Consider the following 12,684-nt stretch of genomic DNA (forward strand, 5'->3'; position numbering starts at 1 on the left):
CGCGGCCGCGACCGCCGCCCGGGCCACCGCGACCGGCGCCGTGGCTGCGTCCGCCGCCGGGCCCGCCGCGTCCGGCTCCGGCCGGCTTGGCGTGAAAGCGCTTGGCGGGACGTCCGTGACGTGCGCTCTCCTGATAGCGTTCCTCGCGCTCCTCGGCGGCGGCGGCGACCGGATTGGCCTTCACCTGGCTGCGGATCCGGCTCGCCTCGTTGTTGAAGTTCTCCGGCAGCGGCTCGATCGCGATCTTCTGCTTGGTGAGCTTCTCGATGCCCTTGAGGTAGGGACGCTCGTCCTCGGCGCAGAAGGCGATGGCGACGCCCGCGGCGCCGGCGCGCGCGGTCCGGCCGATGCGGTGGACATATTGCTCCGGCACGTTCGGCAGGTCGAAGTTGATCACGTGGCTGACGCCCGAGACGTCGATGCCGCGCGCCGCGATGTCGGTCGCGATCAGGATCTTGACCTTGCCCGACTTGAACTCGCCGAGCGCGCGCTCGCGCTGCGGCTGGCTCTTGTTGCCGTGGATCGCATTGGCGGCGATTCCGCTGGCGGCGAGCTGCTTCACGATCCGATCGGCGCCGTGCTTGGTGCGCGAGAAGATCAGCACGCGGTCCATCGAGCCCTTGGGTCCGAAGCCGTAGCGCAGCATCATCGTCAGCAGCGCCGGCTTCTCCGGCTGGTTGACGAAGGTCACGAACTGATCGACCCGCTCCGCAGTCGAGGAGACCGGAGTCACCGACACCTGGGCGGGATCGGTGAGGTACTTGCTGGCGAGATCACTGATCGCCTTCGGCATCGTCGCCGAGAAGAACAGAGTCTGGCGCTTGGCCGGCAGCAGGCGGACGATCTGCTTCAGCGCGTGGATGAAGCCGAGGTCGAGCATCTGGTCGGCCTCGTCGAGAACGAGGATCTCGACGCTGTTGAGCGTCAGATAGCCCTGCTCGATGAGGTCGATCAGGCGTCCCGGGGTGGCGACCAGCACATCGACGCCGCGCTGGACGTCCTGGCGGTTCTTGTTGATCGAGGTTCCGCCGAAGACGGTCGCGACCGACATGTGCGAGAAACGGCTGTAGGCGCGGGCGCTCTCGGCGATCTGCGAGGCGAGCTCGCGCGTCGGCGCCAGCACCAGCATGCGGCACGAGCGCGGCAGCGGGCGCTTCTTCGACGCCGACAGGCGGTCGATCGAGGGCAGCATGAAGGCGGCCGTCTTGCCGGTGCCGGTCTGCGCGATGCCGAGCAGGTCGCGGCCCTGGAGCAGGGTCGGGATGGCCTGCGCCTGGATCGGCGACGGCTGGCTATATTCCTTCAGCGCGAGCGCCTGGAGGACGGGCTGCGAAAGCCCGAGCGATTCGAATGACATGAAGGGAAACACTTTCAACTGATGCGGCGCCCCCTCGCGCAGCCATGACGGCGCGCGGAAACGCGGCGGGTGGATGCCGACCCGCGTGAAAAGGGAGGACTGGAAGAGATACGAAGCAGAGCCTGGCGTCTTGCGCCTGTTCACGCTGCATGATGCTTCGCTGAGCGCCATGTGGAGGCCAGGGCCCGGAAAGTCAAGTCGCGCCGCCTCGCGAGAGGTGCGCCGGGCCGGCCGGGCCCCCTACCGCACTTTGGCGGGCCCGGCGTCGCAAAATCCTATCCAGCAGCCCCGCGGCCTCGTACAAGCGTGTCCGGGGAAGGGCGGGCCATGGCGGACGTCGAGGCAAGATCGGAACTGGACGGGGGCGCCGACCCCTGCGCCCCGGCCGTGCCGCCGCCTTACGCGCTGATCGTCGAGAGCATGAGCGAGGGCGTCAGCCTGTCCACCGAGGACGGGATCATCGTCTACACCAATGCGGCGGAGGACCGGCTGTTCGGCTATGCCCGGGGCGAGCTGATCGGCCGCCACGTCTCCGTCCAGAACGCCTATCCCGAGGAGGAGAACGCCGCCCGGGTCGCCGAGGTGATCGAGGCGCTGCGCGCGCACGGACGCTGGGAAGGCGAGTGGCACAACCGCCGCAAGAACGGATCGAGCTTCCACACCGCCTCGCGCATCACCGCGGTCGACATCGACGGCGGCCGCCACTGGCTGTGCGTCCAGCGCGACGTGACCGCCGAGCGGACCGCCGAAGCGCGGCTGCGCGTCGCCATGGAGGCGGGCAAGCTCGGCTCCTGGTGGTTCGATCCCGAGCGCGGCGTCGGCGGCTGGTCCGATTATTCGGCCCGCATGCTCGGCCTCTCCAGCGCCGGGCGCGAGGTCAGCTACGAGGAATGGCGCGGGATCGTCTACCCGGCCGACCGCGCCGGCGCCGAGGCGGCTTTCGCGGCGGCGCTGGCCGGGGAGAGCGACGGCTACGACACCGAGTACCGCGTCGTCCATGCGACCGGCGCGGTGCGGCGCCTGCGCGCGGTCGGCGCGGTCGAGCACGGAGCGGACGGCCGGGCGCGCTATGTCGTCGGCACCTTTCGCGACATCACCGAGGAGCGCAGCGCCCGCGAGGCGCTGGAGGATACCGCGACCCGGCTCGACCTTGCCGTCACCGCGCATGGCATCGGCATCTTCGATTGGTACGTGCAGACCGGAAAGGTGCTGTGGACGCCGCAGGAGGAGAGCCTGTTCGGGCTGCCGCCCGGCAGCTTCGGCGGGAGCATCGACAATTGGGCGGAGCGGCTGCTGCCCGAGGACGCCGCATCGATGCAGGCCCGGCTCGAGCTGGCAATGGCCGAGCGGCGCGAGCGGATCGACTTCGCCTTCCGCATCCGCCGCCCCGACGGCGCGGTGCGCTGGATCGAAGGCTCCGGCCATTTCCTCTACGCCGAGGACGGAACCCCGCTGAGGATGGTCGGGACCAACATGGACGTCACCGACCGTCGCCAGGCCGAGCAGCACCAGCGGCTGCTGGTCAACGAGCTCAACCACCGGGTCAAGAACACGCTGGCGATCGTCCAGGGCATCGCCCACCAGAGCTTCCGCGGCTCGGGCATGCCGAGCGAAGCCCGCGATGCGTTCGAGGGCCGGCTCGCCGCCCTCTCCGCCGCGCACAATCTCCTCACCCGGGAAAGCTGGGAGGCGGCGTCGATCGGCCAGGTCGTCGCCGACGCCGCGGCACCGCTGGCCGCCGGCCGGATCTCCACGGCCGGTCCCGAGCTGCGGCTCTCTCCGAAGACCGCGGTGGCGCTGGCGCTGGCCGTCCACGAGCTCTGCACCAACGCCGCCAAATACGGCGCGCTGCAGGTGCCCGAGGGCCGCGTCGACGTCGACTGGAGCGTCGACGGCGACCGGTTGTTCTTCCGCTGGCGCGAACGCGGCGGCCCGCCGGTCGAGCCGCCGGCGCGCCGCGGCTTCGGCACCCGCATGATCGAGCGGGCGCTCGCCGCCGAATTCGGCGGCACCGCCACGATCGACTTCGCTCCGGGCGGGGTGATCTGCACGCTCGAGGCCGAGCTCTCCTCCTAATCATCCGCTCGTGGAACGGGGTGGATTTCGGCGGTGCGACGTCCCCCTTCACCGGGCGTTCAGCCGCCGAAAGCCGAGGTTCAGGAACGGAAGGCGGCCCGCCCGCCCGCGGCGGCGGACCGTTGCTCCGGACCGGGAACGGGCGCTCCTCCTCGCTGGTTCATGACGGTGAACAGATCAGGAGTCCTGTCATGCGTAACCTGTTGATGATCGCCGGCGCCGCGGCTCTCGCCGTGTCGATGCCGGCGCTGGCCGAAAAGGGGGGCAAGGGCGGCGGGCACGGCGGCGGCCACGCCGCCAAATCGAACGGCGGCGGCCACGGCGGGAAATCGCACGGCGGCGGCCATGGCGGCGGCGCCTTCAAGCCCCACAAGGCGGAGCGCCAGGCGTTCCGCGGCGGCGGCGGCGAGCGCCATGCCTTCCGGGGAGGCGGCGACGATCGGCGCGTCGTCCGCGCGGAACGTGCGCAGCGCCATCAGCCGCGGCTGGTCCGCGAGAATCGGCGCGAAGACCGGCGGGTGCGCCGCGAGCTGCGCGCCGCGGTCGAGACGCGCCGCTTCCGCGACGACGACCGGCGCTTCGCGGCCTACGGCGGCAGCTGCCCGCCCGGCCTCGCCAAGAAGGGCAACGGCTGCCTGCCGCCCGGCCAGGCGAAGAAGGCCTTCCGCCTCGGCGAGCGGCTCGAGCGCAGCGCCTTCGTCGGCTATGCTATGCCGGCCGCCTACCGGACCTTCTACGCGGACACGCCGGACAATTATTACCGCTATGACGACAGCGGCTACATCTACCGCGTCGATCGCAGAACCGATCTGGTCAGCGGCCTGGTGCCCCTGCTCGGCGGCGGCTTCGCGGTCGGCCAGCCGATGCCGGCGGGCTATGACGTCTACAACGTGCCGATCCAGTATCGCGACACCTGGTACGACACGGACGACGCTTATTACCGCTATGGCGACAATGCGATCTACCAGGTCGATCCGCAGAGCGGCGTGATCGAGAGCATCGTCTCTCTGCTCGTCGGCGACCTCAACGTCGGCCAGGCGCTGCCGGCCGGCTACGACGTCTACAACGTGCCGCTCGAATATCGCGACGAATATGCCGACAGCGACGACACGCTCTACCGCTATGCCGACGGCAACATCTACCAGGTCGATGCCCAGACCCAGATGATCCAGGCGATCGTCGAGATGCTGGTCTGATCCCCGAGCGCCGCGGGCGAAAGCCGCGGCTTTCCTCCCTCGCCCATCGAGGGGGAGGGCTTTGTGCGTCGGAGGTCGGAAGGCTTCGCTCAGCCGGGGCCGGGAGCCGCCTTCAGGCGGGCGGCGCGCTGCGGCGGTAGGGGATGGTGAGCATCGCCCGGGCGCCGGGGCGGTTGTCGCCGAATTCCATCCTGCCGCGCAGCTGGCGCACCAGGCCCTTGGTCAGGCGGGTGCCGAAGCTTCCCTCGCGGACCGCGCCGTCGAAGCCCTTGCCGCTGTCGGAGACGGTGATGCTGAGCGCCTCGCCTTCCGAGATCTCGCGGACGCCGATCGCGATCGGGCCCGGAGCGCCCGCATAGGCATGCTTCATCGCGTTGGTGATCAGCTCCGTGACCAGCATGGCGACGATCACGGCATCGCTGGTCGGAACGCGGGCGGGCGCGACGTCGAGCGCCAGTTGCTCGGACCAGGCGGGTCCCCAGCTCTCCACCAGGGATTCGGTCAGCTCCGAGAGGAACGGCTCGAGGTTGACCATGTCCGCCTCGTCGGCGCGCCATAGCCGCCGGTGCGCCATCGCCACCGCGAGCACGCGCTCGCGGGCAAGCTCGAACTGGTGGCGCGCGGCCTCGTCGGTGAGCTCGGACGCCTGGAGGTGGAGCATCGACGAGACCAATTGCAGGCTGTTCTGCACCCGGTGATGGACCTCGCGCATCATCAGGTCCTTGCGGTCGATCAGCGCGTCCTTGGCGCCCACCGTCTCGCGAAGCTGGCGGTTGAGCGCGTTCACCTGCTTCTGCTCGGAAAGCTCGCGAACGGCCTCGGCGAACCGCCGGGCCGATTCCTTTTCGCTCTCCAGCCACGGAAGCGAGCGCCCGCGCACCGTCTCCCGCCACAGCTCGAACGACTTGCGCGGCGTCAGCACCGCCGCCGGGCTGCTGTCGTCCTTGTGCGGGTTGCCGGCCCAGTTCACCGTCTCGACCTGCTCGGCGCGCAGCCACATCAGCACCAGTCCGGGATCGCGGCGAACGATCGCCGCCGCGAGGCCGCTGCCGTGCCCCGCGAAGCTCTCGGCCGCCGGGTAGATCCCGCCGAGCTGCGCCGTCGCGATGGCGGCGCCTTCGCCGCGGCCGAGCAGCCATTTGCCGAGCGCGTTGAGCGCGGCCTCGTCCGGGACGGCCCCCGCGGCATGGACCGCGCCGTCGCTCCAGACCGCGACGCCGTCGGACGGGATGAGCTTGCCGATCTCGTCGAGGGACTCGGCAAGCCCCTCTTCCACATTGTCGGCATGGGCGATCAGCGGCAGCAGGTCCTCGCGCCGCCGGGCGAGGCGCAGCACCTGGGCATGGGTCTCGGCGTCGCCGCGGCGCTTGAGGTCGAGGGAGAGCGTCTCGGCGACCAGGCTGCACATCTCGCGGACCGCATAAGGGATCGTCCGAACGCTGCCGGCGTGGCAGGCGATCAGCCCCCAGAGGGCATCGTCGACGACGATCGACAGCGAAGCCGAGGCGGCGACGCCCATGTTCCTGAGGTATTGGAGATGGATCGGCGAGACGCTGCGCAGAATGCAGTCGCTCATGTCGAGCGCCTCCCCGCGGCCGACCAGCGGCGCCGGCGTGTAGCCGGCGTCGGGGATCAGCCGGATCCGGTTGCGCAGGTAGAGCGCCCGCGCCTGCTGGGGGACGTCGCTCGCCGGGAAATGCTGGTTGAGGAGCGGGGCGCTGCCTTCGGCCAGCGCCTCGGCGATCACCCGCCCCGCGCCGTCGGCCTGAAAGCGGTAGACCATGATCCGATCGTATCCGGAGAAACGCTGGACCGCGCGCGCCGCTTCGAGGCAGGCGCGGGTCGGCGTGTCGGCAGCGCCGATCGCGCGGACCGCGTCGCGCACCTCGGCCAGTGCCTCGGCCGCTGCGGCAGGTGCCGCGGGCGCCGGCTCGAGTTCGACGATCAGCCCGCTACCGCCGTCATGCGCGATCAGATCGAAGCGGCCCCCGCTCGGCGCCGCGAAGGTGCCGCGATAGCCGGTGCCGCCGAGCAGCGCCGCGCCTTCGGCGCCGAGCAGATCCTCGACGGGGCGGCCGAGCGGCGACGCCTCGACGCCGAGCAGCCGGGCAAAGTCGCCGGCATGGCGCGCGATCGTGCCGTCGGAATCGAGAACCAGCAGCAGGCCGTGCGGCTGGATCGCGCCGGGAACGTGGATCGGCTCCCGGTCGCAGGCGGTGAGGTCCGGAAGCTTCGGATCGGCGTCAGCCATGCAGGCACTCTTCTTCCTGTCGTTCCAGACATTGCTCGAACAGAGCGAAGGCCGCGCTCGCCCCGGCGATCATGCCGTCGAGCCGGCCGGCGCCGCGGCCTTCCCGCTCGAGATGGCCGCAGAGATCCCGCCAGGTCGCGGCGTCCGCGTCGCTGCCCGCGAAGAAGCGGCGGCCGGGCGCGCCATCGAGCAGATAATCGAGCTGCCGGTGGACGACGCGGCCGCCCAATGTCGAGCCCTGGGCGACGTAGAGGCAGCCGAGCGCCGCGCCGTCGCGGGCGGGCGGCGACCATCCGTCCGGCACCGGCGGGGCAGCTTCGCCGAGATGGCCGAGGTCCGATTCCAGCCGTGCCACGCGGCCGGCGGAGCGCGGCGCGCCCGCCCAGGCGCCGTCGCAGGCGGCCTCGAGCTGGGCGTGGAAGCTGTGGAGCGAGGCCAGCAGGCGCCCATAGCCGGAAAGCGGCAGGCGTCCCTCGGCGATGTCGCGGAACGGGCGGGCGACATGCAGCCGCTCGTGCACCTCTTCGGTGGCGCTCCGCAGGGCGAAGCGTACGCTACCTGCGGACGTCATTCGGTCTGCTCGCATTCCAAGTCTTCGGGAGCAACGAAAAAACGCCGGACGGAGCCGCCAGCGGGGGCGAATGCCCTTTCCTCGCGCGGCCAAGGGGCGCAACCGGACCATTGCTCATGCGTAATGGCAGCGTGTTCACCAGGGAGCGTATCATGGCGAGAGGGACCATTCTGGCGGCGGCCTGCCTCACGCTGGCCGGCTGCGGCGGCAATGGCGACGGCGGCAACAAGGGGACGGCGGCCGATGGGAACGCCAGCGCGGCGGCCGCGCCGGCCGAAGGCAAGGCCGAGACCGGCAAGGCGACCTTGCTCGACCTGGTCAGCGGCTCGCGCGACCTTTCGACTTTCGCCAATGCGGTGAAGGCGGCGGGGCTCACCCAGACCTTCTCCGGATCGCAGCCCTACACCATCTTCGCGCCGACCGACGCCGCCTTCCAGGCGCTGTCCGGCGGCACCGCCAACGACCTGCTGGCGCCGGACGCCAAGGGGCAGCTCACCGCCGTGCTGACCGGCCACGTGGTCCCCGGCGTCGTCACCGCCGAGGACCTGCGCCGCGCGATCGATCGCGGCAAGGGCAAGGCGCAGCTCGCCACCGTCGGCGGCGCGACGCTCACCTTCACGCGCGAGGGCGACACGATCGTCGCCGCCGGGCCGAACGGGCGGGCGAAACTGGTCGGCGACGAGCAGACCGGCTCCAACGGCGTCGTCCACAGCCTCGACGCGGTGCTGATGCCCTAGACCGAGCATCCCTCCCCGGTACGGGGAGGAATGGCTGCCTGCATCGTTTCTGCACATCATCCGCACCGAACGCGCGTAGCGGCCCCAACATCGCTCGACCCGCGCCTGCCATTCACGGCTCTCCAATCAGGGGAGCCCGATCATGCATGCCGCCGCCGCGCTGGAGACGCCGTCCGGGAGAGGACGCGGACGCTTCAGCTTCGTCTTCAAGGTCCTGCTCGCCCTGAGCCTGGTCTGGGTTGCCGACCGGCTGTTCTACTGGGCCGGGTGGAGCGGCTCGACCGACGGGATCTTCGCCGGGCTGCTGCTGCTCGCGGCGCTGCTCGCCCATCCGCGCCTGCGCCGCAGCCCCGCCGCGCTCACCGCGGCCGCGGCGGCCTTGCTGTTCGCCTTCGCTTTGTTCATCGATCCCTCCTTGCTCGCCGCCGCTCTGTTCTGGGTGGCGGCGTCGATGGCGGTGCTGCTGACCCGCAACGGCTTCGACGACGGCTGGCGCTGGGCGAAGCGGCTGATGCTGCAATGGCTGGTCACCCCCGGCCTGCCGTGGCGCGATCTCGCCAGGGTCCGCCGCGCGCGCCGCGATCGCCGTCGCGTCTCCTTCGCCGCGCATCTGCCGGTGATCGGCCTGCCGCTGATCGGCACGATCGTCTTCCTCGCTCTGTTCGCCCGCGCCAATCCGCTGATCGGCGACGCTCTCGCCGGCATCGACTGGGCGGGGATCCTGGCGGCGCTGTCGCCGGTCCGGCTCGTCGTCTGGCTGGTCGTGGCGACGATCGCCTGGAGCCTGCTGCGCCCGGCCCGGGTCCTGCTCGGAGAAGCGCCGGGCGTGGACGAGGATCTCGCCCTGCCCGGGGTGAGCCCCGCCTCGGTGACCCTGTCGCTGGTCGCCTTCAACCTCCTCTTCGCGCTGCAGAACGGCCTCGACCTCGTCTTCCTGTGGAGCGGCGCGCCGCTGCCGGACGGCGTAACGCTCGCCGACTACGCCCATCGCGGCGCCTATCCGCTGATCGTCACCGCGTTGCTCGCGGCGCTGTTCGTGCTGGTGACGCTGCGCCCCGGGAGCGCGATGGCCGAGGCGCCCGCGATCCGCCGGCTGGTCTTCCTGTGGATCGGCCAGAACGTGCTGCTCGTCGCCTCGACGATGCTGCGCACGCTCGACTATGTCGACGCTTACTCGCTGACCGAATTGCGGATCGCCGCTTTGCTGTGGATGGCGCTGGTCGCGTTCGGCCTGGTGCTGATCTGCGTACGGCTGCGGGCGGGGAAGAGCGGTGCCTGGCTGATCAACGCCAACCTCCTCGCCGCCGCTCTGCTGCTCGCCGGCTGCGCCTTCGCCGATCTCGGCGCGGCCGCGGCGGCGTGGAACGTCCGCCATGCCCGCGAGGCGGGAGGGCACGGCGCGAGCCTCGACCTCTGCTATCTCGACATGCTCGGCGAGGCCGCCCTGCTGCCGGTGATCGAGCTGGAGATCCGGGCGCAGGGGCGGGCGCCGATCCTCGCCGATCGCCTGGCCGCGCTGCGCAGCGGGAAGATGGCCGCGCTGGTGCGCCAGCAGGCCCATTGGCGGAGCTGGACGGTGCGCGGCGCGCGGCGGCTCGAGACCGCGCAGCGCCTGGCCGTCGAGCACCGCCTGCCCTCGGTCTCGATCCAGGGCCGCGACTGCGGCGGCGTGCCTTTGACAGCGGCGGCGAGGCAGTGACAGACGTGTACGCGATGAGCCACAAGATCCTGATCGTTGACGACGACGCCCATATCCGCGAGGTGCTGAGCTTCGCGCTCGGCAAGGCCGGCATGGAGACGAGCGAGGCCGGCGACGGCGAGGCGGCGCTGGCCGCGATCGAGCGGGCGAGCCCCGATCTGGTCGTGCTCGACATCAACATGCCGCGGATGGACGGGCTCGAGGTCTGCCGGCGCCTGCGCGGCCAGCAGGGCACGGGCGGCGACCTGCCGATCCTCTTCCTGTCGTCGCGCGACGACGAGATCGACCGGGTGGTGGGGCTCGAGCTCGGCGCCGACGATTATGTCGTGAAGCCGTTCAGCCCGCGCGAGGTGGTGGCGCGGGTCAGCGCGATCCTGAAGCGCGGCGGCCGGGCGCTCGCCGCGGCGGGCTCGAGCGGACCGGTGGGCCACAACCGGCTGCGGCTCGATCCCGACGCCTGGGAGGCGGAATGGGCGGGGACGCCGGTACCCGTCACCGTTACCGAATTCCAGCTGCTGCTGCTGCTCGCCAGCCTGCCGTCCAAGGTCTTCACCCGCGACGCGATCATCGACCGGCTGCACGGCCCCGGCTTCGCGGTCACCGACCGAACGATCGACAGCCACATCCGCAACGTGCGGCACAAGTTCGCGAGCCTCGGCGGCACCGACCTGATCGAGACACGCGCCGGCGTCGGCTACCGGATCGGGCGCTGCCTGGGCGAGCCGGGTTGATCGCAAGGCTGAAGGACTGGCTGAAGCGCCACTGGCCCGCGCTTCGCCTGCGCACCATCCTCTTCGCCACCCTTCTGTTCGTCGCGGCGCTGCCCGGGGTCGGCGCGGTGTCGCTGCGCGTCTACGAGAACACCCTGGTCCAGCAGACCGAGGCCGAGCTGATCGCCCAGGGCGCGGCGATCGCCGCCGCCTATCGCGCCGCCTGGCCGGAGCCGCTGCCGCCGCCGCCCGACACTTTGACGCCGCAGCGTCCTACGATCGATCTCAACGCAATGCGGGTCCATCCCGAGCAGCCCGATCCGCAGCCGGCAGCGCGTCTCGCCAGCGGCGCCGCGCGCCGTGCGGGCCTCGCTTTGGCGCCGATCGTCCGCGAGACGGCGCGCACCACGCTCGCCGCGATAAGGGTGATCGACGCGGGCGGCGTGGTCGTGCTCGGCCGCGGCGACCTCAGGATGAGCTATGCGCATCTGCCGGAAGTGCGCGCGGCGATGGCGGGGGAGACGCGGACGGTGCTGCGCCGCAACGCCGAATACCAGCGCCGCTACCCGCTCGAATGGCTGAGCCGCGCCGCCGCGATCCGGGTCCATTACGTTCGCCCGGTCGAGGCCGGCGGCCGGGTGATCGGCGTGATCATGCTGTCGCGCTCGCCGCGCGGCCTGTTCCTCGGCATCTACCAGGATCGCGGCAAGATCGCGCTCGGCGTCGCGCTGATCTTCACCACTTTGCTGGTGCTCGCCGGCCTGCTCTCGCGCGGCATCAGCCGGCCGATCGAGGCGCTGAGCGAGGCGACCGAGAACGTCGCCCGGGGCAGCGTGGTCGTGCCCGAGCCGCCGCCCACCGCCGCCGTCGAGATCCGCGCGCTCTACGTCAATTTCGCCGCAATGGCCGAGCGGATTGAGCGTCGCTCGCGCTATTTGCGCGACTTCGCCGCCGCGGTCAGCCACGAGCTGAAGACGCCGATCACCGGCATCAAGGGGGCGCTCGAACTGCTCGCCGAGCATCCCGAGATGGACGAGGCGGCGCGCGCCCGCTTCCTCGCCAATGCCGGCGCCGACGCCGACCGGCTCTCGCATCTGCTCCGCCGGCTGCTCGACCTCGCCCGGGCCGACATGGCGGCGGCGCCGGAGGACAGCGCCACGATGCTCGAAGGGCCGGTGCTGCGCGTCGCCGATGCCCATCGCGCCGAGGGCTTCGCGGTCGAGACCGCGCTGCCGCCGCTGCCGCCGGCCGCCGCGCCCGAGGAATTGCTCGAGGCGGTGCTCGAGACCCTGGTCGAGAATGCCCAGCAGGCGGGGGCGGGGCAGGTGCGCATCGCCGCGGTGGAGGACGGCGCGCGGCTGCGCCTCACCGTCTCCGACGACGGCCCGGGCATCCCCGCCGGCGACCGCGAACGGATCTTCGAGCCGTTCCACACCTCCCGTCGCGCCGAGGGCGGGTCCGGGCTCGGCCTGTCGATCGCCCGCTCGCTGCTCGCGGCCTGCGGCGGCACGATCGAGAGCGTGGTCGCGGCGCGCGGCGCGGTGTTCGAGATCTGCCTGCCGAAAGCGGGCTGAGGGCGGCGATGCGAAGCGCGAGGCAGCGTTCGGGCTCAGGTCGGCGAAACTCACCCCTTCTCTCTCGCTGAAGAAGGGCAGGGCCTTCGACAGGCTCCGGCCGAACGGAGAAGGGAAGGCGGCGGGTGACCGCTCGCGCGCCGTTGCGGCTCCAGGCGCCTCCCTGGGAATACGGGCGCAATACAGGCGCGCCGCTCACCGCCCCGCCCCGCGTCGCCCGCGCTCCGCGCGGGCGAGGAGGCGCACAGGGTTGGGAAAGCTGATGGGGTGGACGCCCCCCGACGGCATCGATGTGCCAAAGTGGAGGTGTTGAAACACCACTGAGGGAGGCGTCCGTGTCGGAAGTTACCACAATCGGTCTGGATATCGCCAAGAGTGTTTTTCATGCGCATGGCGCAGATGCGCGCGGTACGCTGGTGTTCAGCCGCAAGCTCACGCGCGGCAAGCTGCTCGACTTCTTCGCGGGGCAGCCGCGATGCATTGTAGCGCTGGAGGCGTGCGGCGGTGCGCATC

Annotated in this window: 9 protein-coding genes and 1 pseudogene; 7 read left to right on the forward strand and 3 right to left on the reverse strand. The window is 71.3% G+C overall.

The features are described from left to right. Positions 1–1,357: DEAD/DEAH box helicase (locus E2493_RS18970; RefSeq protein WP_135090040.1), on the reverse strand; the 1,357-nt coding region annotated here is incomplete at its 3' end. Positions 1,358–1,684: 327 nt separating this feature from the next. On the opposite strand from E2493_RS18970, the gene E2493_RS18975 reads away from it, so the two are divergent. Further along, on the forward strand, positions 1,685–3,433 hold the full coding sequence (locus E2493_RS18975) for a PAS domain-containing protein (RefSeq protein ID WP_135090042.1): 1,749 nt from the start codon (positions 1,685–1,687) through the stop codon (positions 3,431–3,433). A 191-nt stretch (positions 3,434–3,624) separates the two neighbouring features. Then, positions 3,625–4,629, forward strand: coding sequence for a hypothetical protein (locus tag E2493_RS18980; protein ID WP_135090044.1), 1,005 nt, complete (start codon positions 3,625–3,627; stop codon positions 4,627–4,629). Between the two features lie 112 nt (positions 4,630–4,741). On the opposite strand, the gene E2493_RS18985 is transcribed toward E2493_RS18980, so the two are convergent. Beyond that, positions 4,742–6,880 carry a histidine kinase dimerization/phosphoacceptor domain -containing protein gene (locus E2493_RS18985; protein ID WP_135090046.1) on the reverse strand — a complete coding sequence of 713 codons (2,139 nt, stop codon included), beginning with the start codon at positions 6,878–6,880 and terminating at the stop codon, positions 4,742–4,744. Beyond that, the gene (locus E2493_RS21390) at positions 6,873–7,451 is read right to left on the reverse strand and encodes a biliverdin-producing heme oxygenase (RefSeq protein WP_167737636.1); all 579 of its coding nucleotides are present in this window, start codon (positions 7,449–7,451) and stop codon (positions 6,873–6,875) included. Before E2493_RS21390 ends, E2493_RS18985 begins: the two co-directional genes overlap by 8 nt. A gap of 152 nt (positions 7,452–7,603) precedes the next feature. On the opposite strand from E2493_RS21390, the gene E2493_RS21395 reads away from it, so the two are divergent. From E2493_RS21395 to E2493_RS22295, 5 genes and pseudogenes are all read left to right on the forward strand, one after another. Next, positions 7,604–8,188: a fasciclin domain-containing protein gene (locus tag E2493_RS21395; RefSeq protein WP_167737637.1), complete on the forward strand. Its 585-nt coding sequence runs from the start codon at positions 7,604–7,606 to the stop codon at positions 8,186–8,188. A 142-nt stretch (positions 8,189–8,330) separates the two neighbouring features. Further along, the gene (locus tag E2493_RS18995) at positions 8,331–9,887 is read left to right on the forward strand and encodes a DUF4153 domain-containing protein (protein WP_135090048.1); all 1,557 of its coding nucleotides are present in this window, start codon (positions 8,331–8,333) and stop codon (positions 9,885–9,887) included. Then, on the forward strand, positions 9,884–10,618 hold the full coding sequence (locus E2493_RS19000; protein ID WP_225421594.1) for a response regulator transcription factor: 735 nt from the start codon (positions 9,884–9,886) through the stop codon (positions 10,616–10,618). The genes E2493_RS18995 and E2493_RS19000 overlap by 4 nt, the downstream gene beginning before the upstream one ends. Continuing rightward, positions 10,615–12,171 (forward strand): sensor histidine kinase, encoded by a 1,557-nt coding sequence (locus E2493_RS19005; protein ID WP_135090050.1) that lies wholly within the window; start codon positions 10,615–10,617, stop codon positions 12,169–12,171. Before E2493_RS19000 ends, E2493_RS19005 begins: the two co-directional genes overlap by 4 nt. Positions 12,172–12,506: 335 nt before the next feature. Next, positions 12,507–12,684 (forward strand): annotated as a pseudogene (locus tag E2493_RS22295) (IS110 family transposase); the annotation flags it as partial.

The organism is Sphingomonas parva (ex Maeng et al. 2020), assembly GCF_004564275.1.
Classification (GTDB): domain Bacteria; phylum Pseudomonadota; class Alphaproteobacteria; order Sphingomonadales; family Sphingomonadaceae; genus Allosphingosinicella; species Allosphingosinicella parva.